This window comes from Streptomyces sp. NPDC032721 (genome assembly GCF_055579625.1).
In genome coordinates this window covers 329,102-349,414 of sequence record NZ_JBVIMX010000010.1, presented here as the reverse complement: position 1 = coordinate 349,414, position 20,313 = coordinate 329,102, and the positions used below count along the sequence as shown (strand labels likewise).

The window sequence follows — 20,313 nt, the reverse complement described above, 5'->3', positions numbered from 1 at the left end:
ACCGGCTCACTCCCCGTCCAGCCCGGTCCCCACATGCACCTGCCACTCCCCGTTGGTGAGCGAACGGCCCGCCGCCCGCCGGGCCAGTGCGGCCAGCGGAGCGGCGGTCAGCGGCAGCAACTGGGCAGCGGGAGAAGGGTCGTTGTCGTCACTCCACGAGGGCAGCACCACATGGGCGCCGTCCGCCGTGAAGGCCAGGCTGCCGCCGCCGGCCTGAGGAGCCGAGCAGGTCACGCGCCGCCGGACCGAGTCCCACACCGTCACAAGACCGTCCCCGCCCACGGTGGCGAGCCACCGCCCGTCCGCGCTGAAGTCGACGTCCGTGATGTAGCCCGGTGACGGCAGGGACAGCAGTTCCCGCCCCTCGCCGTCGACGTCGAGCACCCGGGTGACGCCGTCGTCACAACTGACCGCCACCCGGTGGCCCCCGGCGTCCAGCGAGACACAGGTGGCGGCCTCCGGCAGCCTGACCTGCCAGCGGGCCTCGGCGAACGCATCGGCCCGGTCCATCCGGAAGAGCCGCAACTCGCCGTACTCGGTGCCGACGCAGATCACTCCGAGGTCCTTGGTGCAGGCCGCGATCGCGACCGGCGCCGACAGTCTGAGCTGGACCGTCCGCTGGGTGTCGGTCCAGTGCACCACCAGCTGGCGGCGGTGGTCGACAGCCAGGGTGCAGTCGATCCCGGTCAGCCACGGCTCGTGCGGCGAGCGCAGATACACGGGCCCGCGCGCCAGCCCGATGCGCCGCCCCATACGGGCGAACTCCACCGCGTACGGGCGTGCGTCGACCCGCTCCGTCTGGCTCGCGCCGAGCCGGGCCAGGCAGTTGCGCACCTGGGTCTGCGTGGCCGGTTCCGGGGCGCGGTCCAGGGACTCGACGGCCAGCAGCAGCGCGACCGTCGGATCCGTGGCGCGCTCGGCGGCCGAGCTCAGGGTGCGGGCCAGCGACAGCTGGAACAGGGTGCGGTAGCGGGTCTCCTCCTGCTCCTGACGGGCGCGGCTGTCGTCGATGAAGAAGCGCTCCTCGGCGGTGAGGTCGGCGGGGCGCTCCGCCAGCCACCGCTCGGAGTCCACCAGCAGCGGGCCCGTCAGGACCCCGCCGCCCGCCTGCTCCCCGTCGGACTGCCCCGCACCCGGCCTCATCGCGTACGTCAGCAACTGCCGCCACTTCCGGAAGGGCTCCTCCTCCGTGAGCCACACCTGCAACGTCTGCCACGCCCGCAGCAGTGCCTCGTGCACCACCTCCACCGTCTCCGCACCGTCGGGCCCCCGCCCGACCGTCAGCAGCCGCTCATTGGCGAGCCGCACCGCCACCGACCACTGGGCCGGCGGCATCTCCTCCCGGCGCGCCACCCGCCGGGCGTCCGGCTGGTCCGCCGAGACCAGTTGGGCCAGGAACAGCCGCCGTACGTCGGCCTGTTCGGCGGCCCCGAGCCCCTCAAGCACCCCGTCCGCGTACTCCGCCAGCGCCCCGTCGAGCCGGCCGATCTCCTCGTACGCGTCGAAGGAGAGCCGTTTCCGGCCGCCGCGCAGCGTCGCCCACATGCGGGACAGGGTGAACTCCAGCAGGGGGAGTGCGCCCGGCCGCCCGCCGACGGTCGAGATCAGCTCCCATACCAGACCGTCGTGCAGGGTGACGCCGTGCAGCGCGGCCGGGGCGACGATCGCCTCGCGCAGCTCGTCCGCGTCCATCCCCGGCAGGGCGATCGCGGTGCGCCGCAGCAGCTCGCCGAACTCGCCCTGCCCGACGAAGAGTTCACCGAAGGCGTCCTCCCGCAGGGTCAGCACGGCCACCACGGGGGAGTGCGCCCGGTCCGCGAACGCGTCGAACTGGGACAGCAGCCTGCGGCTCTCCGGCGAACCGTCGACCGCCTCCTCGAACTGGTCGATCACCAACAGCAGCCGCTCCGCACCGGTCGCCGCGAGCAGCATTTCGGCGGCAGGGAGCAGCCCGTCGACGGCCAACTTGGCTCGCCAGCCTTCGAGTTCGGCGAGCGGCACCGGATGCCGCGCGCCGAGCGCGCGGGCGAATCCGGCGGCCAGCGCGGCGGTCAGGTTCGGCCGGGGCCGCACCGAGACGAACGTCCACGAGGTGACACCCGCGGCCAGCCCGGGCAGCAGGCCCGCGTGCGCCAGCGACGACTTGCCGACCCCGGAGGCGCCGACGACCGGCACCAGCCCCTGCTCGTCGACGACGGCCACCAGCCGCCGGGTCATGGCGGACCGCCCGAAGTACAGATGGGCGTCGCTCTCGCCGAAGGACTCAAGTCCCTTGTACGGGGACGGCGGCAGCGGCGCGAGGACGGCGGGCCAGGCCGCGATGATGCCGGGCACGGGGACCGCGTACACATCGGTGTCCCCGCGGCCCTGCGCCGTCGCCACCAGGATGCCGAGCACCCGGTTCGCGCCCGGGTCAACGATGGGGGTGCCGCTGAAGCCGGGCTGCGCGACGTGCGCGCCGTGCCCGTCCTGGTCGAGCTGTTGGCGGTACTGGGTGACCGACGGACGCAGCCGCCCGGCCACCCATCCGCCGGGGCGGCCGGGTACGGGGCCGTACATCAGCACCTCACCGGCGGGCTCGGACGAGGCGGCGAGCGGCACCGGAATGGCACCCACCGGCCGTGGCTCGCCGACCAGGGTCAGCCCCGCGACGTCCAGGCCGTCGAAGGCGTCCCCGGGCGGCGCCCACGCGTCCACCCGGGCCCGGCGCTCGGGGGCGTGCTCGGTGAGCTGTGCGAGCAGCGGGAATTCGAGCCGGACGACCCGCCCGAGCGCCGGGTCCGGGCAGCGCAGCTCGCGCCCGAGCACGGCGTTGACGACGTGCGCGCAGGTGACCACGTGGGTGTCGTCGACCAGCACGCCGTACCCCACGACCTCCTCGGAGGCGACCGCCCTGAACCGTACGATCGCGGCACCCGAGGCCTCCATCAGCCGGGCTCGGCCGCCGGGGGCGCCGGTGCAGTCGCTGCCGCTGCCGCTGCCGCTGCCGCTGCCGCTGGTGCAGTCGCTGTCGCTGGTGCCGCTGGTGCCGCTGGTGCCGTCGGGACCGTCTCCGGCTGCCGGTTCCAGGTGACGTTGACCGTGAAGTGCACCTCGGCCGTGCCCTTGGCGAGGATCACGCCCGTCTCCCCGCCCAGCTTCACGCCGAACTCCACCTGGAAGCCGTCGGGCGCCATCGCCTGGAGGGTGCGGGTGAGTGTGTCCAGTGCGGGCCGCAGGGACGCCAGGCTCGATTCGAGGGACCTGGTCGCCTGGGCGACGGCTCTCCCGGGTTCGGGAGAGGCCAGGACCACCGAATCCCGGGGAATGTCCACCCGGTCGACCTCTGCCATCAGGAAGTCCCCGCCGGCCAGCGGAATGCGTACGAGCTCCGACATTCCCACATGTTCACACGGCGACGGCCGGACCAGAACAGGTCCGGCGGATTCCGCCGGATCCCGGCGAACCCCGGATGCACCCACCCGCAACACGCACCCCACCCGCCCAACCCCACACATTGGTGACGGAGTTGAGGAGTTTTTGTCACTCAGGTCACTAGATCGCCGGGGTGTGAACGGTCCACTGTGGTCCTCCTTGTGCGGACCCTGTGCGGACCTTTCGGTGGAAGGCGGCCCCGTAGTGACAAGCCCCGTGAACCCCGTGGTGGGACGACGACGATTACTGGCGGCGGCGGCCGCGGTGGTGCCCGGCGCACTGCTCGCCTCCGGGTCGGCACGCGCGGCCGGCGCCCCGGCCGCCCCGGCGGACGGGCCCGCCGTACGGGCGCAGGACTGGCAGTCCGTACCGGTCCCCGGCGGGACCCCCGCCTCACAGCTGCGCCGCATCTCCGTCGCCGGTCCGAACCAGGCCTGGGCCGTCGGCGAACAGGCCCGCGCCGGATCGTCGGGAGGCCGGGCGCTGGCCGCCCACTGGAACGGCACCGCCTGGGCCCAGACCGACCTGTCCCATCTGGACTACCCCGGCAGGTTCAGCGACGTGGCCGGGGTGAGCGCCACCTCGGCCTGGTGCGTCGGACTGCCCTCGGGGAGCGCGAGCCCCCTCCTGCGCTGGGACGGCACCACCTGGCGCGAAGCGACCTTCCCCGGCCGGGGCGAATCCGGCGTCATGCTGCACTCGGTGGCGATGTGCCCGGACGGCCGCGTCTGGGTGGGCGGCACCCGGGGCGGCGCCGCCGGACTGCTGCACCGCTCCGGCACGACCTGGAAGTGGCTCGCGCCGCTGCCCGCCGCCGACGCCAACCTGTACCGGGTCGTACGGTCCGCGGGCCAGGTGTGGGTGTGCGGCGACCGCCCGAACGGCGGGGGCTGGTCGGGATTCGCGGCCCGCTGGAACGGGACGTCCTGGACGGTCCTGCCCGCCCTCGGCGGCCTGCGCACGAGCATCGGCGACCTCCACGCGGCCGGGCCGAACGACGTCTGGGCCGTGGGCACCGAACTCGGCATCGGCGGACCCCCTGGCCGCCCCGGCAGCCCCGTCCTCGCCCACTTCGACGGCACCGCCTGGACCCACGCCACGCTCGACTTCAACGTCGGCGCACTCAGCGCGATCGCGGCCGACACCCAGGGCCGCGCCGCCTGGATCTCCGGCTGGAACTACCGCGACCAGGCCCGCAGCACCTATCTGCGCCGCGAGGGCAACGCCTGGGTCACCGTACGGGGCCCGGCGGGAGCGGCTCCCGCCCCGTACCTGAACGACGTGACGGCCGTCCCCGGCACCACCGAGTTCTGGTCCGTGGGCCTGACGAGCCCCACCCCCGCGCCGCCGACGACGGCGTACGCGGAACGGCTCGCAGGATGACCCGTCGGAGACACGCCGCAGCACTGGGCGTGGCCGCCCTGCTGTGGATCACGGGCTGTACGGGCGTCCCGGACGCGCCCGCCGAAGACCCGCCGGGCCCGGGGGTCGTGGCGGCGGCCCGGCCGGGGCTCCCGGAGGCAGCCGGTTCCGCGCGGCCCGACGACGTACCCCGGGCAGCGAGGGACCCCCGTACGCCACCTCCACAAACAGCCCCCAAACCGAAACCCAAACCCAAACCCCTGCCCCGCGAGAAGTACCCGGTGCTCTACCTCGGCGACTCCCTCGCCATGGAGAGCCAAGTGGTGCTGGGCGAAAAGGTCGCCGCCACCGGCCGGGCGACCGTGCACAGCGCCCCGTACTCGGGCACGACCCTCTGCGACTACCTCACCGGGCGGGCCGTCGACTCCCTCGTACCGCCGCAGGACAAGGCGGCGGCGCTGGTCAAGACGCACCGGCCCCGGGTGGTCGTCCTCCAGTTCTGGGGCAACTCCTGGGGCTTCACCCCCTGCATGGACAACATCCCGCAGGGCTCGCCCGCGTACTACGACCGCTACGCGAAGGACGCCGACACCCTCACCGCCCAGATCGGAGCGGCGGCCGCATCCGCCGGGATCCCCCGGCCGCGCATCGTCTGGGTGCTCCAGGGCCCCGACGCGTTCTCGGCGGACCGTACCCGCCGGGTCAACGAGCTGTACCAGGCCCAGGCCTCGGCCACCGGCGACACCGTCTCCGACGCGGGAGGCACGGTGAGCGCCCCGGGCGCCAGGTACACCTGGCAGCAGCGGCTCCCCTGCACCGACGAGGAGCGCGCCCGCCCGAACGACTGCGGCAACGGCCTGGCCACCCTGCACAGGGACGACGACCCCCTGCACTTCTGCCAGGCCCCGACCACTCCGAAGCCCCAGCCGTGCCCGGTGCACTCACCGGGAATCGCCCGCTACACCAAGGCGATCGCCACGACCGTCGACTCGTACGTACGGAAGATCGGCTGACGGCGGCGCGGAGTCCTGACCGGACACCTAGGGACCGGACACCTAGGGACCGGACACCTAGGGACCGGACACCTAGGGAGTGGGGATACCCGCAGGGCGCGCCGGGCGGCCCAGTCGGACCGGCACTCCGGGTGAGTACAGGACGCTGACCGGTGGTCCGCCCGGCGCGGGGAGGCCGGCCGCGACGATCAGGTCCTCCTCGCAGTCGATCAGCTCGGCGCGGTGCAGGGGCCAGCGCGGATGGTGGTTCGGGAGGTAGGCGGCGGCGCCGAAGAAGGCGTTGTGCATCCCCCAGCGCGCGGTGAGGAAGTGCTCCAACTCGGTTGGTTCTGCGATGGGTTCACCGGTCCGTACGGTGATCCGGCTGCGGGCGCCGCGCGGCCCGGGCCAGCGCCGGGAGCTGGTGTACGTGACCTCGTCCCCGACGGTACGTACCGACATCCGCGACCACAGGTACGGCAGCCGGAACCCCACCCGCCCCATCGCCACCGGAATCAGCCGGGCGGCGTCCATCGACCGGAAGACCACCCCGCGCCGCCCGTGCTCGTCCACCGAGTACAGCCGCACATTGGTCTCGGGGAAGGTCCCGAGGTACGGCACCCCGGGCAGCCCCAGCCACCCCACCCGGTGCATCCGGAAGGCCACGAGCCCGACGTACGTGGCCCCTTCGTGCGTGTCGGGGAAGGTGCCGCGCGGCAGCAGCCCCGCCACCGACTCGGGCGCGACCGCCCAGTGGAGGAAGGCGAGATCGAGCCACTGTTGCGTCAGCAGCGGGGTGCGTACGGCGATGGGTGCGTCACGGGTGACGGACGTGGGTTCCTGCACGGCACCAGCATGTCAGCGGGGAGCCGGGCGCAGGACCGCTTTTCCTTCCTCCGGTTTCCCTCTCAGCTCTCGTCGTCCAGTACGTGCCGCAGGGTCTTCGCGAACTCCACCGGCTCGCCCTGCTGGCCGAACTCGCCGCCCAGGAAACCGGCGTGGTGGCTCGGGAACACCGTCGGCGCTGCGCCCAGCGCCTCGGCCACTCCGGCGGCGGCCCGGGCGGGGAGCTCGCCCTCGGACTCCCGCCCCGCCGCGATCACGATGCGGGTGGCGGCGGCGCGCAGCGCGGCGTAGTCGGGCTGGTATCCCGTACAGCCGCGCATGTTCTGGCCGAGCAGCGGGTCGTTGCGCGAGCCGTCGTCCTCGGTGGGCATGCCGAAGTCGGCGGCGGAAGGACCGGGCTGGTCCGCCCAGTCGGCGGGGAACGGGCCCTTGTGCGAGGTCAGGGCGATGAACTTGGCCATCCCGGTGCCGAATCCGGCACTGTGGTAGGCGGTCCGGACGGCCTCGCAGGCGGCCAGCGCCGTCTCGTGGTCTGGGAGCGCCCGGGCGACGGGCGGCTCGTGGGCGACGAGGGTACGGACCAGGCCGGGGTGGGCCGTCACCAGGGCGAGCGCGTTGACCGCCCCGCCGCTGCTCGCGAACAGGTCCACCGCGTCCGCGCCGACCGCCTCGATGACGCTCCGCAGGTCCTCGGCGTGCTCCTGCGGCAGCAGCTCGGCAGAGTCGTCGTCGAGGGTGCTGCGGCCGACACCGCGCGGGTCGTAGGTGACGACCGTACGGTCGGTGAAGTGGGAGGCCAGCGTGACGAATCCGGAGGCGTCCATCGGCGATCCGATGAGCATCAGCACGGATCCGTCGTCCGCCGGGCCGTTGCCCCTGCGGACGTCGTAGGTCAGGGTGGCTCCCGGAACGGACAGCGTGCGGGTCTCTGCTTCGGTCATGGCCGGCTCCTCGGAGGTGATGGGCGCGGGTTGTGCCCTGTTGTGGTGTCCTGTTGATGGGTAGACCGCGGACCGAGCCGGAAATCATCGGTCATTGCGCGATCTTCTCGAACTTCTTCTCGATTCTAGATCGAGCATGAGCCGCGACCCCGGCCCCGGCCGCCCGCACACGGCGGCACAGCGCCGGGCGGTGCCTCGGCCGGCCGACCGCAGCCGGTGTGCCGTCGCGTGCCGGCGGCGTCTCCACTCGCCCCGGGGGAGCGCGACGCGCTGACCGCCGCCGGTGAACAGGGCGTTGACGGGGGCGTGCGGATCGGCCGCCATCCCCTTGGCCACCAGCACCCCGACCACCAGCGGGCCGATGGCGACCGCGAGCGCGGTACCGGCGGTGGTCACGCGGCGCAGGTGCGGGCGGTTCGCGGCGGGGGCGTCGGCCGAGCTCGTCGTGGGGGTCATGCCCTGATTCCAACAGCTGCGTACCGGCGGGTAATCGGGGCGGGTACTCAGGTGAACGGGCGTGAGGTACTCAGACGGGCGGGTGGGGCGTGAGGTCCGGGTGCAGTGCGTCGAGGATGACGGTGAGACCGAAGGCGAACTCCTCGCCGTGGTCGTAACCCGGCTTCTGCACCTGCTCGGTGGCCAGTTCGGCTAGGTACGGATAGGTGTCGGCGGGCATCGCCGCGAGGATGGCGCCGGTGACCTCGTCCTGTTCGGCCGCGCCCCGGAACGGCAGGCTCAGCTCCTGGAGCACGAACCCGTACAGGTAACTGTCGATCAGCGACACGGCGTGCGCCGCCATCGGGACCGAGAAGCCCCCGGTGCGCAGCGTGCCGATGACCGCGTCGTGGTGGCGCAGGGTCGCCGGGCCGGGCCGGGAGCGTGAGTCCAGCAGACCGACGGCCCACGGATGGCGCCCGAGCACGGTCCGGGCGGAGTGCGCGCGGTGGCGCACGGCGCTCTTCCAGTCCGTGTCGCGCGGCGGCAGTTCGATCTCGCCGAACACCGCGTCCACCATGCCGTCGAGGATGTCCTCCCGGCCCGCCACGTGGTGGTAGAGCGACATGGCCTCGACGCCCAGTGGCTCGGCGATGGCCCGCATGGTGAGCGCGGCGGACCCCTTCGCGTCCGCGAGTGCCACCGCCGCACGGATCACCCGGTCGCGACTGAGCGGAACGCGTCCCGCCGTTTTCTTGCCCATACGCCCGCCTTTGTTCTCGGCCGTTGTCCGATTCATTGACTGCCTTACGCCATAAGGCTAGCTTGCCTTACACCATAAGGTCAGCACGACGGCACATCGGTACATCGGCACTTCTGCGAAAAGGGGTCGCTCCATGGGCACGGATCGGATCAACGGGACGAAGAAGGTCTGCATCGTCGGGGCCTCGGGCAAGCTGGGCCAGTACATGATCGGGCACGCACTGGAGCGCGGCTACGAGGTGGTCGGCGTGTGCCGCGAGAGCAGTGTGCCCAAACTGGCCGCGTACGAAGGCCGGATGACCGTGGTCCCCGGCCGGCCGGACGACCCGGAGGTGATCCGGCGGGCGGTCGCCGGATGCGACGGAGTGCTGACGGTGCTGGTCCCCCGCGGCGTACGGCAGTACTCCTCCGGCACGGCACAGGCGGTGCTCGACCACGCGCGGCCCGGTGCGCGCCTGGTCTTCTCCTGCGGCTGGCACATCACGCTCGACGGCAAGGACACGTACTCCTGGCTGTTCCGTACGGGCGTGCGGGCCGCCACCGTACTGGCCAAACTGGCCCGCGCCTTCGAGCTCGACGACCAAGTGGAGGCGTGCCGACGGGTGTTCGCCAGCGACACCCGCTGGACCGTGGTGCGCGGCAGCACCCTGGAGGAGGGCGAAAGCGAGGGTCTGCCGGTGTGGAGCCGCCACGTGGGCGACCCGGTCCTGGCGAGCAACCTCACCCGCCGCACCGACTTCGCCCTCTTCATGGTGGCGGCGATCACCGACGACACCCTCGTACGGGAGGCCCCGGCGATCGTCGGCTGCCGCACGGAGAGCGCGCTCGCGCATGCGGGGATCGCGAACGGCCAAGCCTAGAGGGGCAGTTCGGGTGAGAGGCAGGTCAGTGGGTCGCGAGGCGTTCCATCAGGTCGATGCCTCGGGACAGCAACTCCCGTTCCTCTTCCGTGAGTTCCGCCTCGATCGCCCGCGCCAGCCAGTCCGCCCTGCGCTCGCGGGCCTCCTCCAGGAGGGCGCGTCCCGCTGCCGAGAGGTCGACCAGGCTCTTGCGGCCGTCGGTCGGGTGGGCGGTGCGGGTGATCAGGCCCTGCTCCATGAGCAGTCCGACGGCGCGTGCCATGGACTGCGGGCGCACCCGCTGGTCGGCCGCGAGGTCGCTGGTGGTCATGGCGCCGCTACGGTCCAGGGTGCCGAGGACGGCGACCTGGCCGACCGGCATCCGGTCCTCCAGCTTCACGCGACGCGTGAGCTTTCCGATCGCGGTACGCAGTTCGGCCGCGACGGCGGCGGATTCCGGGAGGGGCATACCGCACTTTAACGCAGCCCGGCTGCACAGCTCATCTGCGCAGCACGACTGTTCAGCACAACTGTTCAGCGGAACTGTTCAGCAGGACTGTGCAGCATTGCTGTAGAGTCTCGTTTCGCCGGGCCCAGCGCCACCGTCGTCGCAGCCGGACCTCGGCATGCCACCACGTGAAGGACTCCCATGACCGCCATTACCTCCGTCATCGGCCGCCACGTCCTCGACAGCAGGGGCAATCCCACCGTCGAGGTGGACGTCGAGCTGGCGGACGGATCACTCGGCCGGGCCACCGTTCCCTCCGGCGCCTCCACCGGCGCCCGTGAGGCCGTCGAACTCCGGGACGGCGACCCCGCGCGCTGGCACGGCAAGGGCGTCGACCTCGCCGTCCGCCACGTCAACACCGAGCTCGCCGAAGCCGTCACCGGCCGCGACGCGGAGGACCAGGCCGGGCTCGACGCCGTACTCGTCGCCACGGACGGCACCGACACCAAGTCCCGCCTCGGCGCCAACGCGATCCTCGGCGTCTCCCTGGCGACGGCGAAGGCCGCGGCGGCCGCCCACCGGCTGCCGCTCTACCGCTACCTCGGCGGTTCGGACGCCCGACTGCTCCCCGTACCGATGATGAACATCGTCAACGGGGGCGCGCACGCCGACAATCCGCTGGACTTCCAGGAGTTCATGATCGCCCCGATCGGCGCGGGGACGTTCGGCGAGGCCGTACGGATCGGGTCGGAGATCTTCCACACCCTGCGCCGCGACCTGCTCGCCGCCGGCCACTCCACGGGCGTGGGCGACGAGGGAGGTTTCGCACCGTCGCTGCGGACCGCCGAAGAGGCACTCGACTTCGTCGTGGCGGCCGTCGAGCGCTCGGGATACCGGCCGGGCACGGACGTCGGCCTGGTGATGGACCCGGCCTCCTCCGAGTTCTTCCGCGACGGCGTCTACGACTACGCGGGCGAGGGAGTGCGTCGCACTCCGGCCGAACAGGCCGACTACCTGGCCAAGTTGATCGACGCCTATCCCATCGTGTCGATCGAGGACCCGATGGCGGAGGACGACCTCGCGGGCTGGCAGGACCTCACGGCCCGGGTCGGCGCGCGCTGCCAGCTCACCGGCGACGACGTCTTCTGCACCAACGAGAACCTGCTGCGCGAGGGCATCGCCTCGGGCGTCGCCAACTCGGTGCTGGTGAAGGTCAACCAGATCGGCATCCTGACGGAATCCCTCGCCACAGTCAACGCCGCCCACCGCGCCGGCTACACTGTCGTGATGTCCCACCGCTCCGGCGAGACCGAGGACACCACCATCGCCGACCTCGCGGTGGCGACCGGCTGCGGCCAGATCAAGACCGGCTCGCTGTCCCGCTCCGACCGCACCGCGAAGTACAACCAACTCCTGCGCATCGAGGAGCAGTTGGGCGAGAGCGCACAGTACGCGGGTATGTCGGCGCTGCGCCCTAGGTAACCGCGAGGTAATCCCCGAGGCGACCCCGCCGGGCCGCTAGTGGGTGCCGGGCGGTGCTGCGCCGTCCTGCCCCGAGGGCGCCGCACCGGCCGGCACCGGCGGACGCAGCAGCTTTACCTCGCGCCTGGGGTCGAACGGCTTGTCCGGGTGGAGCTCCCAGCCGTGCACGGGCGCGGCCCCGGCCACGTAACCGGCCCCCACCGCACGGTACGCGCGGTGCGGTATGTCGATCTCCCTCGGCGGGGTCTTCGCCTTCAGCGGCGCGGTCAACCGGCGCTCCACCCGCTCCCGGTAGAAGGCCTCGTCGCCCTCGTGCCGCAGCTCGGGCAGGGTGACGAACCAGAGCGGCCACAGGGGTATGGCGCCGAACAGCGCGTCCACGCCCTTCAGCAGCCCCTTCTCCACCCCGGGTATCCAGGTGATCAGCTCCAGGAACATGCCCACCACGACCACCGTCACCGCGAGCACCGCCCAGAACAGCCAGTGCAGGGGCGCGTACACGACGGTCAGCAGGAACTGCGCGGTCAGCCGGAAGGTCCCTCTGGCGGGAGCCGGGTCCCAGGACGTGTCGCGGAACATGCGTGATTCCCCTTCGGCGGCGGACTGCGGATGCGATGCGGACTGTACCCAGTGGATCAGCCGTACTTGGCATGCATGCGTCCGCCCCCTCGGGGAGCCGGGGAGCCGGAGGGGGGCTACTTCTTGCGGCGGGCCAGGAGCATCGTCGTCGCCGCACCGGCGGCGAAGGTGACGGCGAGGACGAACCACATGGGTGCCGACGCCCAGAAGAACCAGAAGTGGATGCGTGCGGTGCTCGTGTTGATGAGGACGAACCAGAGGGCCAGCGCGGCGATGACGATCCCCGCGATCAGGCGCGGGGAGACGTCCCGGGGCGATTTGGGAAGGGGCATGGCACTCCTTGGGGCAGTTGGGTCGAGGTGTGGAGGGCGTCCGGCCGGATGGCAGGTGGCAGGTGGCAGGTGTCAGGTGGCTTCCCCCTCCGGGACCAGCATCTCGGGACGGCCGGTGACCAGCAGCCACGCTGGCAGCAGCGCCACGCACAGCAGTGGCAGCAGTTCGAGGTCGGTGACGAGTGCCGCGGCCACGAACAGGCTCAGCCACCCCTGTCGCGTGGTCGCGAGGAGGAGACCCAGAGTGGCGGTGGTGACGGCCAGCGCGATGGGCACCGCGTCGACGAGGGAGTGCGCGAGCATGCCGAGCGCCACCCCGACGAAGACGGCGGGGAAGATCCGCCCGCCCTGGAACCCGCACGAGGCGGCCACCAGGAGTGCCACCAGCTTCACCGCGGCGAGCAGCAGCAGGTTCGCGGCACCGTGTTCCTCCGGGTGGGCAGACAGCTCCTTCATCTCCTCCAGCCCCTTGAAGAGCGTCAACTGGCCGCCGAGCACGCCCAGTCCGCCCAGGACGAGCCCGCCGACGGTCAGCATGACCACGGGGTGGCCGAGCTTCCGGAAGAGCCGGTGGAGGTACGGAAACACGTACACGGCCACCAGCCCGACGAGGGCGGCGGCCGAGGCGATGGCCATCGCGGAGACGATGTCGATCAGCCGGGCCCCGGGGTAGGGGGCGATGTTCAGGGCCACCGAGGGGCTCGCGAGGAACACCGTGGTCAGCGCGCCCGCGCCGGCGGCCACCAGCGGCGCGAACAGCCGGTCCCACAGCGGTCGCGGATCGGCGCCGACCACGATCTCGGAGAGGATCAGGGCGGCGGCCACCGGCGTCCCGAACAGCGCGCCGACGGTCCCGGCAGCGGCCAGCGAGACCCAGGACGCGGCAGACGTATGAGGCATGGCCCGCATGCCCAGTGCGCAGGCGAGCGCGATGTTGATCGTGGTGATGGGGTTCTCGGGGCCGAGACTGACCCCGCCCGCGAGGCCGATGACGGTGGCCAGGGCGATGCCCGGCAGGATCCACACCGGCAGCGGCGGGTCGATCAGCCCACGGGTGGCCGGGTCGGGCCCCGTACGCCCCGGGAACCGCCACACGATCAGCCCCACGACCACCCCGGCGGCGGTCAGCACCGTCAGCGTCCACCCCGCCGAGGTCCCCGAGATGCCGAGGCCGTCGGGCAGTACGTCCCACAGCAGGTCCTGCAACCGCTCGGCGACCCAGCTGATCGCGATCAGCACCAGGCTGCACCCGACGCCGATCAGCAACGCGGGCAGCACCTGCGGGAACAGGACACGGGCCTGGGGCGGCCAGAGCCGACTCGTCGGGGGCGCGGGCGTGGACGAGGGGGCGGACGCCGGGGGGCTGGTCATCGTTCCTCGCTCCGGAGCAGGAGGGGCCGGGACGGAGTCGGGACCGAGGTCACTCCATGGACGTACGTCCGCGATCGGTGCACAGCGCCCAGATCACGAAGACGGCGAGCGCGATCGAGATGAGCGCCCAGAGCGGCTGGTAGGGCAGCCACAGGAACTGCGCGACCATGACCAGCGCCGCCATCCCGATGCCGAAGCCCCGCGCCCACGCCGCGCCCTTGAGGATGCCCCAGCCTGCGACGGCCACGACGATGCCCAGGATCAGGTGGATCCAGCCCCAGGTCGTGAGGTTGAACTTGTACACGTAGTCGCCGACCCGGGTGTACACGTCGTCCTCGGCGATGGCGGTGATCCCGCCGAGCACCCCGAAGATGCCCTCGACCAGCATCAGGACCCCGGCGAACATCGTGCCGCCGGACGCCCAGGCAGCGCTGCTGTCGTAGTCGCCCGGCGGGGGCGCCGCCCTGTCGGCGCCGGGACCCGGACCCCAGCCGGAGCCGGGGTCGGGAGTAGGGCCGGGGCCGGGGCCGGGTGTCGTGGTGCTCATGGTCGACCTCCATGCATGACGGGAAGGGACTCCGAGCCTGGTTCTCGGCCGAGCGGGCAGCGACCCGGCGTGCGCCGTTCGGGTGAGCTCACGGTTCGTGCCGCTCGGACCGCGACTGCAGCCGACGGTGGCGAGCGTGATGACGGTGAAGTAGAGCGGGTCCACCCGGTTGGTCAGCCCGGTGAACTCCCCGGGCCGCGAAGTACGCCCCGGCGAAGAGCAGGACCGTCAGGCACATCAGCCCGGCGGTGATCCACACCGGCCTGGTTCCGCTCCGGTCAGGACCGGCCGGCGCCCGCCGAACACCCTCAGCGGGAGCAGGAAGTACGTCGTGACCATGACCACCGCCCACCCGGTCAGCAGCGTGGCCCGCCGCCAGACGGGCGCCGTCCCGTCGGTGCCGGCGGACACCTTGGCTCCACCACTGTTCCTCGGCCGCCCGTCGCACACACCGCGCGAAGCGTCAGCGCAGTGGTCGCCTTCGACGGCAATCGCTTCAACGGCGACATCGTCCCCGCACTGTGCGAACTCCAGCAGAACGAAACCGTGCGCGTCCTGGACCTGACCTTCGTCAAGAAGGCGACCGACGGCTCCGTCCAGCTCACCGCACTCGCCGACCTCAAGGCCCAAGGGCTGCTGACGGACGAGGAGTTCGCGGTGGAGAAGGCCCGCGTCCTCAAGTCCTGACGAGGACTACTTGATACTGGTGTCGCCCAGCGTCTCCAGCACCTTCCGGAGCTGGTCGGCGGCCTTCTGGACCTGTTCGCGGTCCACGTCGGCGAGCAGGTTCGCGTAGTTCGCCAGATGTCCGGCGAAGGCGGCGCGGGTGACCTCGTGGCCGTGCTCGGTGAGGCGGATCTTGACGGTGCGCCGGTCGGCGCCGTCCCGTACCCGCTCGACCAGGCCCTTGGCCTCCATCTTGTCGATGCGGTTGGTGATCGCGCCGGACGTCACCATGGACGCCTTGATGAAGGCGCCAGCGGTGAGCGCGTAGGGCGGCCCGGAACGCTGGAGAGTGGTGAGTACGTCGAACTCGCCGCGCTCCACGCCGTAGGTGGCGGCAACCGCCTTCGCGGACTTGTCGACCACCTGGCCCAACCGCTGCACCCGGGCGAAGAGCTGCACCGGCCAGAGGTCGCCCTCCAGATCGGGGCGCTCCGCGACCCACTGCCCGATGATCGCGTCCACGGCATCGCTCATCGCGTCACTCCCTCAGTAGCTACCTTCTCAACGTTGAGATTATCAAGGCTGAACAGGTGGGAGCGGTGCCGGTGGACAGCACGCGAAACGGGCCCGCCACCAGAAGGAAATGGTGACGAGCCCGCCGAAGTCATCAACTACCAGTACGCATAAGCACGCACACGTACGCACAGATCGGGTTAGGCAGCCAGTGCCCAAGCCGTCATGTAGCCCGGCGAGCGGTCGGCCTCCTGGACCTCGCACTGCTCGCACGGCACGTGCCGAGCGGCTGCCGCGCACGGCGCGGGCGTCTGTGCGTGCCCCTTCTGGTCCTTGCGTACCGCCCACCAGACCGCGATGTAGGCGGGGCCGGTTGTGATCAGAGCGACGGCTATCTCGGTGAAGTCCACCGGTCTCACCCCCTGTACGACTGTGGTTGCTTGAGTGTGCTCGCTTCACGATAGGGAAGGCGTACACCGAGGGGGAAGCCGCAATCCGGACGATCACGGCCGGATTCGTGCCCCTACCGGTGGCCGAGGACGTTGACCACCCGCCCGCTCGGGTCCCGTACGAAGAACCGGCGCACTCCCCACTCCTCGTCCCGCAACGGATGCACGATCTCCGCACCACTGTCGAGCACCGCCGCATAGGCCGCGTCCACGTCGTCCACCTCGACGCTCATGTCGGGGCTGACCGGCGCGGTCTTGTCGTCCGCCATCACACTGATCTGCGCGGCGGGGGCGGACGGCGAGGCGAGGGTCATGATCCAGCCATGGTTCATGACCTCCTCGAAGCCCAACAGGCCGTAGAAGTCCCGGCTTTCCTCCAGGGCGCCGGAATGGATATTGGGCACCACGCGACGAACGGCCATCAGAGCCTCCATGAGAAACGAGAGTCCACGTGCGTACGTGCGCGCCCCGGATCCTCCCCGAGCACGCACGCCTCACCTGTCACCACACATCATCACGGCGTCGGCGATGGCCGCATTGACGAATCTGGCGACGGCGGCGTTGGCCGGCGGCCCCGGGTCCCGGTCCGCGAACAGGAGGTGTCCGCCCCCGACGAGCGAGAGGGTGAGCGAGTCGATGTCGGCGTCGGCGGCCAGCCGTCCCGACGCCCGCTCTCCCTCTACCAGGAGCAGTACGCGAAGGTCGCCGACGCCATCCGCGCAACGGGACGGTTCGCCGCCCCCGAACAGTGGCGCTTCGACCAGGACCACCACTACACGCGCGACCAGTGGCTCGCCCTGCTCCCCACCACCGGCGGCCTCACCCGGCTCAGCCCCGGCCGACTGGCCGAGATCCTGGGCGAGGTGGGCGCCGCCATCGAGACCCTGGGCGGCCACTTCACGCTGAACCTCACGACCCTGGCGACGACGGCCGTACGCCGAGGGCCCGAATCCGAGGACGGGGGGAGTGTCAGAGGCGCGTCCTAGTCTGGGAGGCGTAGCCGCTGGACAGCGAGAGGAATTACCCGTGTTCGAAGAACGGCTGGCGGAGTTCTCCAGGCAACGGCTGGGCGGACGCCCCGTGCCGGAAGACGTGCGCCTCCTGGCGACCGCGCAGTGGGACGGGCGCGGCCACCCCCTCGAACGCTTCGGCATCACCCTCCTGGAACCCGACGCCCCGCACCCGCTCACGGACACCAGCTATCTCAGCGAGGAGGAGCGCGCCGATCCCGACATCATGGCCAACTGCGCGGCCTCCGCACAGATGGCCCAGCACCTGATGGCCGTGGCGCAGCACGAGGACGGCGACTTCTACGGGTACTGGCAGGACCCGGAGCAGCCCGCGGACCACCGCCCGCCGCCGGTCATCAAGGTCGACACGGAAATGACGTACTCGCAACTGGGCGGGAGCACCTTCTCCGAAGCCTGCCTGTACGACATCGCCTTCGACGACGAGGACCTGTTCGCGGAGGTGGCCGCAGAGCTCGCACGGCTGGACGTGACCATTCCCGTCGCGGCTTGGGAGGACCTCGAAGAAGTGGTCGTCGACCGCGCCCCGGAGGACGTGCACACACGCCTCTACGACGCCGAGCGGGCGAGACTCGGGCTCCCCGCACGGAACTAGGAGGTGTGCGGGGAGTGCCGCACCACGAGAGCAGCGGCTTCGGACGTTCGGCATGCGCCGCCTCAGCGACGGGGTGCAGGGATTCGTACGACACCCCGGGGGCCCTTGTGCACAGGACACGCCCTACCATCCCCACGTGCCCCGCAACGAGAAGAAGGCCCGGCGCCTCGCCGTCGGCGGTACCACCTACCTGTGGTCGGTGAGCCATACCCACCACACGCCGGACGCTGGCCGCTACGAGGACTGCCGCGAGATCCTCACCGTCCGTCAGGAAGGTGGCCGGGGGCGTCTCCGTGTGGTCTTTCGGGACGCGCCCGACCGCCTCGTACCGGACGGGTATCTCATGCCCTCGGGTGCCGTCGGCGTCGGAATCGGGCCGGGTAAAACCATCAACCTCCACGAACCGGGCACCACCCGCGCCCTCCTCGAAGCCGCCCTCGCCCAGGGATGGCACCCCGATGCGCCCACCCCCGCCGAACTCGACGGCTGGACCCTCTTCGACGCGGTCGCCGTACACCGCGGCGGGGGTCAACGGCCGCACGACTGACCTGCCGTGCCGCCACGACTGTCCGGCCGAGCCCACGGGTACGGATGCCCCATGCCCGACCACACCGCCCCCCGCCCTCCCGCCACCCTCCCCGTGGTCGACCTGCGCACCTGGCGCAGCGGCACCTCCCAAGGACGACAGGAGATCGCCGCCGCCGTCGACCACGCCCTGCACACGGCCGGATTCCTCCTCGTCGTGGGACACGGCCTGGAAGCCGCCCTGCGCGCCGAAATCCGGTCCGTCGCCAAGGAGTTCTTCCACCTGCCCCCAGCCGTCAAGCAGGCGTACACCGCCAAGGTCGGCGGGCGCGGCTGGCTGGGCCCGGGGGCCGAGGCCAACGGTTACGCGGAGGGCACCCCGACCCCGCCGGACCTGAAGGAGTCGCTCTCCTTCGCCGCCGACGAACCGACCGGCGACCCGGCGGTGGACGCCGAGTGGTTCCGCCCCAACGTCTGGCCGGCCGAAACCCCCGCCCTGCGCGCCCTCACCGAACGCCATCTGCGCGAAATGCGTGCCCTGGCCGACGAACTCCTCGGACTCCTCGGTGAACTCCTCACCCACGACGAGCACCACTTCACCCGCCACACCACCCACCCCACCTGGGGCTTCAACATCAACTGGTACCCGGGAACACGAACCGTCGGCGAGCCCGCCCCCGGCCAGTTCCGCATCGGCCCGCACACCGACTTCGGCACGGTCACCATCCTGGACCGGCAGGCCGGAAAGGGCGGCCTCCAGGTCTTCACCGACGAACACGGCTGGCAGGACGCCCCGTACGTCCCCGGCGCCTTCACCATCAACATCGGCGACCTGATGTCCCGCTGGACCGACGGCCACTGGCGCTCCGGCCGCCACCGGGTGCTGCCCCCGCCCTCCGACGCCCCGGCCGAGGAACTGGTCTCGCTCGTCTACTTCTACGAGTGCGACCCGGGCACCGACGTACGGGGCACCGACTCGCACACCTATCTGCGCGCCCAGCTGGACGCCATCACGGCGGACTGAGGCGGGGTGCCTCCGCCCTGATGCCGACGACCACCGACGCGATCAGGCCCAGCGCCACGATGCTCCCGGTCACTCGACGGGCTTGCCCGGCTCCTCGTGCGTGGCGCAGTGGATGCCGCCGCCGCCCGACGCGATGGTGTCGATGGACACCATCACCACGTCCCGCTCGGGGAAGTGCTCGCGCAGGATCCCGCGCGCCCTGTCGTCGGACTTGCGGTCGCCGAACTCCGGCACGAAGACCGAGCCGTTGGCGACGTAGAAGTTGGCGTACGTCGACACGAAGTCGTCGCCCTCGCCCCTGATGCGGTCCGGGTCGGGCTGCGGGAGCTCCACCAGCTCGATCCGCTTGCCCTGGGCGTCCGTAGCCCGGGACAGCAGCGAGTGCGCCTGGTCGGAGGAGCGCGACCAGGAGTCCGGCGGGGTCCCGGGGAACGCCCGGTCGAGCAGGACGACACCGGACTCGGTGAAGCGTACGAGGCTGTCGACGTGCGCGTCGGTGATGTCCTCCCCGCGCACCCCCTTCAGCCAGATCACCATTGTGACGCCCAGGTCGTCCTTGAGCTGCGCCTCGATCCGGTCGCGGCTCATCCCGGGGTTGCGGTTGTCGTTGACGAGCGAGCTCTCGGTGACGAGCAGGGTGCCCTTGCCGTCCGTCTCGAAGGAGCCGCCCTCGGCCACCAGCTTCGACTCGACGCGCGGGACCCTGTACTCGGCGAGCAGGGTACGGCCGACCTCGGCGTCGTTCTCGTGCTGCTGCTTGTCGCCCCAGCCGTTGAAGTGGAAGTCGACGCCGATGACCTTGCCGTCCTGCTCGACGAAGACGGGCACGGTGTCCCTGGCCCACAGGTCGTCGACCATCAGCGGAACGACCTCGACCTGCTTGCCGCAGGCCCGCTGGGCGGCGGCCACCTGGTCGGGGCGCGCCAGCATCACCACGTACTCGTACTCGGCGACGGCACGGGCGATGCGCGCGATGTCCTCCCGTACGTACGGAAGGTCCTCCTCCCAGACGCTCTGGAGGGCCGGCCAGGACATGAACGTACGGGCGTGGCTCTCCCATTCGGCACCCATGCGGAGGGCGGGACGGCGGGGGGAGTGGGACATGGGGGACTCCAAGACTGAGCAGGTGGCACAGAATGTACGTGTTCCCCCCGCCCCGTCCC

Annotated in this window: 24 protein-coding genes and 2 pseudogenes; 9 read left to right on the top strand and 17 right to left on the bottom strand. The window is 71.5% G+C overall.

What is annotated here, in order from left to right; all coding sequences use genetic code 11:
- Positions 1-6: 6 nt before the first annotated feature.
- Both ACZ5PB_RS22975 and ACZ5PB_RS22970 read right to left on the bottom strand, forming a co-directional pair.
- Positions 7-2,928: an nSTAND1 domain-containing NTPase gene (locus ACZ5PB_RS22975; RefSeq protein ID WP_468693574.1), complete on the bottom strand. Its 2,922-nt coding sequence runs from the start codon at positions 2,926-2,928 to the stop codon at positions 7-9.
- Positions 2,928-3,377, bottom strand: coding sequence for a CU044_2847 family protein (locus ACZ5PB_RS22970; RefSeq protein WP_468693573.1), 450 nt, complete (start codon positions 3,375-3,377; stop codon positions 2,928-2,930). The genes ACZ5PB_RS22975 and ACZ5PB_RS22970 overlap by 1 nt, the downstream gene beginning before the upstream one ends.
- Before the next feature lie 241 nt (positions 3,378-3,618).
- On the opposite strand from ACZ5PB_RS22970, the gene ACZ5PB_RS22965 reads away from it, so the two are divergent.
- Both ACZ5PB_RS22965 and ACZ5PB_RS22960 read left to right on the top strand, forming a co-directional pair.
- Positions 3,619-4,797, top strand: coding sequence for a beta propeller repeat protein (locus tag ACZ5PB_RS22965; RefSeq protein ID WP_468693572.1), 1,179 nt, complete (start codon positions 3,619-3,621; stop codon positions 4,795-4,797).
- On the top strand, positions 4,794-5,789 hold the full coding sequence (locus tag ACZ5PB_RS22960) for an SGNH/GDSL hydrolase family protein (RefSeq protein ID WP_468693571.1): 996 nt from the start codon (positions 4,794-4,796) through the stop codon (positions 5,787-5,789). Before ACZ5PB_RS22965 ends, ACZ5PB_RS22960 begins: the two co-directional genes overlap by 4 nt.
- Positions 5,790-5,861: 72 nt before the next feature.
- On the opposite strand, the gene ACZ5PB_RS22955 is transcribed toward ACZ5PB_RS22960, so the two are convergent.
- The 4 genes from ACZ5PB_RS22955 to ACZ5PB_RS22940 all read right to left on the bottom strand — a co-directional run bounded on the left by ACZ5PB_RS22955 (position 5,862) and on the right by ACZ5PB_RS22940 (position 8,753).
- Positions 5,862-6,614, bottom strand: coding sequence for a YqjF family protein (locus ACZ5PB_RS22955; protein ID WP_468693570.1), 753 nt, complete (start codon positions 6,612-6,614; stop codon positions 5,862-5,864).
- A 62-nt stretch (positions 6,615-6,676) separates the two neighbouring features.
- Positions 6,677-7,555 (bottom strand): alpha/beta fold hydrolase, encoded by an 879-nt coding sequence (locus ACZ5PB_RS22950; RefSeq protein ID WP_468693569.1) that lies wholly within the window; start codon positions 7,553-7,555, stop codon positions 6,677-6,679.
- 84 nt (positions 7,556-7,639) lie between these two features.
- Positions 7,640-8,011 (bottom strand): hypothetical protein, encoded by a 372-nt coding sequence (locus ACZ5PB_RS22945; protein ID WP_468693568.1) that lies wholly within the window; start codon positions 8,009-8,011, stop codon positions 7,640-7,642.
- Positions 8,012-8,081: 70 nt separating this feature from the next.
- Complete coding sequence (locus tag ACZ5PB_RS22940; RefSeq protein WP_468693567.1) at positions 8,082-8,753, bottom strand: TetR/AcrR family transcriptional regulator; 672 nt, start codon at positions 8,751-8,753, stop codon at positions 8,082-8,084.
- 133 nt (positions 8,754-8,886) lie between these two features.
- On the opposite strand from ACZ5PB_RS22940, the gene ACZ5PB_RS22935 reads away from it, so the two are divergent.
- Positions 8,887-9,612 (top strand): NAD(P)-dependent oxidoreductase, encoded by a 726-nt coding sequence (locus ACZ5PB_RS22935; protein WP_468693566.1) that lies wholly within the window; start codon positions 8,887-8,889, stop codon positions 9,610-9,612.
- Between the two features lie 25 nt (positions 9,613-9,637).
- Here the strand turns inward: ACZ5PB_RS22935 and ACZ5PB_RS22930 are convergent, their stop codons facing one another.
- Complete coding sequence (locus ACZ5PB_RS22930) at positions 9,638-10,060, bottom strand: MarR family winged helix-turn-helix transcriptional regulator (RefSeq protein WP_468693565.1); 423 nt, start codon at positions 10,058-10,060, stop codon at positions 9,638-9,640.
- Positions 10,061-10,240: 180 nt separating this feature from the next.
- Here ACZ5PB_RS22930 and eno point away from each other — a divergent pair, with 180 nt between their 5' ends.
- Complete coding sequence (gene eno, locus ACZ5PB_RS22925) at positions 10,241-11,521, top strand: phosphopyruvate hydratase (protein ID WP_468693564.1); 1,281 nt, start codon at positions 10,241-10,243, stop codon at positions 11,519-11,521.
- Positions 11,522-11,557: 36 nt separating this feature from the next.
- Here the strand turns inward: eno and ACZ5PB_RS22920 are convergent, their stop codons facing one another.
- From ACZ5PB_RS22920 to ACZ5PB_RS22900, 5 genes are all read right to left on the bottom strand, one after another.
- Positions 11,558-12,100, bottom strand: coding sequence for a hypothetical protein (locus ACZ5PB_RS22920; RefSeq protein WP_468693563.1), 543 nt, complete (start codon positions 12,098-12,100; stop codon positions 11,558-11,560).
- A gap of 116 nt (positions 12,101-12,216) precedes the next feature.
- Complete coding sequence (locus tag ACZ5PB_RS22915) at positions 12,217-12,432, bottom strand: LapA family protein (RefSeq protein ID WP_468693562.1); 216 nt, start codon at positions 12,430-12,432, stop codon at positions 12,217-12,219.
- A 72-nt stretch (positions 12,433-12,504) separates the two neighbouring features.
- Positions 12,505-13,803: an ion channel protein gene (locus ACZ5PB_RS22910; RefSeq protein ID WP_468693561.1), complete on the bottom strand. Its 1,299-nt coding sequence runs from the start codon at positions 13,801-13,803 to the stop codon at positions 12,505-12,507.
- 49 nt (positions 13,804-13,852) lie between these two features.
- The gene (locus tag ACZ5PB_RS22905) at positions 13,853-14,350 is read right to left on the bottom strand and encodes a DUF7144 family membrane protein (RefSeq protein ID WP_468693560.1); all 498 of its coding nucleotides are present in this window, start codon (positions 14,348-14,350) and stop codon (positions 13,853-13,855) included.
- Positions 14,351-14,587: 237 nt separating this feature from the next.
- Positions 14,588-14,761: a hypothetical protein gene (locus ACZ5PB_RS22900; protein WP_468693559.1), complete on the bottom strand. Its 174-nt coding sequence runs from the start codon at positions 14,759-14,761 to the stop codon at positions 14,588-14,590.
- Between the two features lie 60 nt (positions 14,762-14,821).
- Between ACZ5PB_RS22900 and ACZ5PB_RS22895 the strand changes: the two genes are divergently transcribed.
- Entirely contained in the window at positions 14,822-15,037 is a 216-nt protein-coding gene (locus ACZ5PB_RS22895; protein ID WP_468693558.1) for an SHOCT domain-containing protein, read from the top strand.
- Positions 15,038-15,043: 6 nt separating this feature from the next.
- Here the strand turns inward: ACZ5PB_RS22895 and ACZ5PB_RS22890 are convergent, their stop codons facing one another.
- The 4 genes and pseudogenes from ACZ5PB_RS22890 to ACZ5PB_RS22875 all read right to left on the bottom strand — a co-directional run.
- The gene (locus tag ACZ5PB_RS22890) at positions 15,044-15,550 is read right to left on the bottom strand and encodes a MarR family winged helix-turn-helix transcriptional regulator (RefSeq protein ID WP_468693557.1); all 507 of its coding nucleotides are present in this window, start codon (positions 15,548-15,550) and stop codon (positions 15,044-15,046) included.
- A gap of 179 nt (positions 15,551-15,729) precedes the next feature.
- Positions 15,730-15,939: a hypothetical protein gene (locus ACZ5PB_RS22885; RefSeq protein ID WP_468693556.1), complete on the bottom strand. Its 210-nt coding sequence runs from the start codon at positions 15,937-15,939 to the stop codon at positions 15,730-15,732.
- A gap of 113 nt (positions 15,940-16,052) precedes the next feature.
- Complete coding sequence (locus ACZ5PB_RS22880; RefSeq protein ID WP_468693555.1) at positions 16,053-16,400, bottom strand: VOC family protein; 348 nt, start codon at positions 16,398-16,400, stop codon at positions 16,053-16,055.
- Between the two features lie 72 nt (positions 16,401-16,472).
- Positions 16,473-16,652: pseudogene (locus tag ACZ5PB_RS22875) on the bottom strand (hypothetical protein); the annotation flags it as partial.
- Between ACZ5PB_RS22875 and ACZ5PB_RS22870 the strand changes: the two are divergent.
- The 4 genes and pseudogenes from ACZ5PB_RS22870 to ACZ5PB_RS22855 all read left to right on the top strand — a co-directional run.
- A pseudogene (locus tag ACZ5PB_RS22870) lies at positions 16,614-16,964 on the top strand (SAM-dependent methyltransferase); the annotation flags it as partial. The pseudogenes ACZ5PB_RS22875 and ACZ5PB_RS22870 sit on opposite strands and share 39 nt — an antisense overlap.
- Positions 16,965-17,004: 40 nt before the next feature.
- A complete protein-coding gene (locus tag ACZ5PB_RS22865) occupies positions 17,005-17,601 on the top strand; it encodes a hypothetical protein (RefSeq protein WP_468693554.1) in 597 nt (198 codons plus the stop codon).
- Positions 17,602-17,737: 136 nt separating this feature from the next.
- Complete coding sequence (locus ACZ5PB_RS22860; RefSeq protein WP_468693553.1) at positions 17,738-18,148, top strand: hypothetical protein; 411 nt, start codon at positions 17,738-17,740, stop codon at positions 18,146-18,148.
- 51 nt (positions 18,149-18,199) lie between these two features.
- Positions 18,200-19,150 (top strand): isopenicillin N synthase family dioxygenase, encoded by a 951-nt coding sequence (locus ACZ5PB_RS22855; protein ID WP_468693552.1) that lies wholly within the window; start codon positions 18,200-18,202, stop codon positions 19,148-19,150.
- Positions 19,151-19,219: 69 nt separating this feature from the next.
- Here ACZ5PB_RS22855 and ACZ5PB_RS22850 read toward each other — a convergent pair whose 3' ends face one another.
- Positions 19,220-20,254: an agmatine deiminase family protein gene (locus tag ACZ5PB_RS22850; RefSeq protein WP_468693551.1), complete on the bottom strand. Its 1,035-nt coding sequence runs from the start codon at positions 20,252-20,254 to the stop codon at positions 19,220-19,222.
- Positions 20,255-20,313 lie beyond the last annotated feature (59 nt).

Bases quoted from the DNA above. Each gene is read 5' to 3' on its own strand.
- ACZ5PB_RS22975 (WP_468693574.1), bottom strand. From the start codon at position 2,928: ATGGAGGCCTCGGGTGCCGCGATCGTACGGTTCAGGGCGGTCGCCTCC.
- ACZ5PB_RS22970 (WP_468693573.1), bottom strand. From the start codon at position 3,377: ATGTCGGAGCTCGTACGCATTCCGCTGGCCGGCGGGGACTTCCTGATG.
- ACZ5PB_RS22960 (WP_468693571.1), top strand. From the start codon at position 4,794: ATGACCCGTCGGAGACACGCCGCAGCACTGGGCGTGGCCGCCCTGCTG.
- ACZ5PB_RS22950 (WP_468693569.1), bottom strand. From the start codon at position 7,555: ATGACCGAAGCAGAGACCCGCACGCTGTCCGTTCCGGGAGCCACCCTG.
- ACZ5PB_RS22945 (WP_468693568.1), bottom strand. From the start codon at position 8,011: ATGACCCCCACGACGAGCTCGGCCGACGCCCCCGCCGCGAACCGCCCG.
- ACZ5PB_RS22940 (WP_468693567.1), bottom strand. From the start codon at position 8,753: ATGGGCAAGAAAACGGCGGGACGCGTTCCGCTCAGTCGCGACCGGGTG.
- ACZ5PB_RS22935 (WP_468693566.1), top strand. From the start codon at position 8,887: ATGGGCACGGATCGGATCAACGGGACGAAGAAGGTCTGCATCGTCGGG.
- ACZ5PB_RS22930 (WP_468693565.1), bottom strand. From the start codon at position 10,060: ATGCCCCTCCCGGAATCCGCCGCCGTCGCGGCCGAACTGCGTACCGCG.
- eno (WP_468693564.1), top strand. From the start codon at position 10,241: ATGACCGCCATTACCTCCGTCATCGGCCGCCACGTCCTCGACAGCAGG.
- ACZ5PB_RS22920 (WP_468693563.1), bottom strand. From the start codon at position 12,100: ATGTTCCGCGACACGTCCTGGGACCCGGCTCCCGCCAGAGGGACCTTC.
- ACZ5PB_RS22915 (WP_468693562.1), bottom strand. From the start codon at position 12,432: ATGCCCCTTCCCAAATCGCCCCGGGACGTCTCCCCGCGCCTGATCGCG.
- ACZ5PB_RS22910 (WP_468693561.1), bottom strand. From the start codon at position 13,803: ATGACCAGCCCCCCGGCGTCCGCCCCCTCGTCCACGCCCGCGCCCCCG.
- ACZ5PB_RS22905 (WP_468693560.1), bottom strand. From the start codon at position 14,350: ATGAGCACCACGACACCCGGCCCCGGCCCCGGCCCTACTCCCGACCCC.
- ACZ5PB_RS22890 (WP_468693557.1), bottom strand. From the start codon at position 15,550: ATGAGCGATGCCGTGGACGCGATCATCGGGCAGTGGGTCGCGGAGCGC.
- ACZ5PB_RS22880 (WP_468693555.1), bottom strand. From the start codon at position 16,400: ATGGCCGTTCGTCGCGTGGTGCCCAATATCCATTCCGGCGCCCTGGAG.
- ACZ5PB_RS22855 (WP_468693552.1), top strand. From the start codon at position 18,200: ATGCCCGACCACACCGCCCCCCGCCCTCCCGCCACCCTCCCCGTGGTC.
- ACZ5PB_RS22850 (WP_468693551.1), bottom strand. From the start codon at position 20,254: ATGTCCCACTCCCCCCGCCGTCCCGCCCTCCGCATGGGTGCCGAATGG.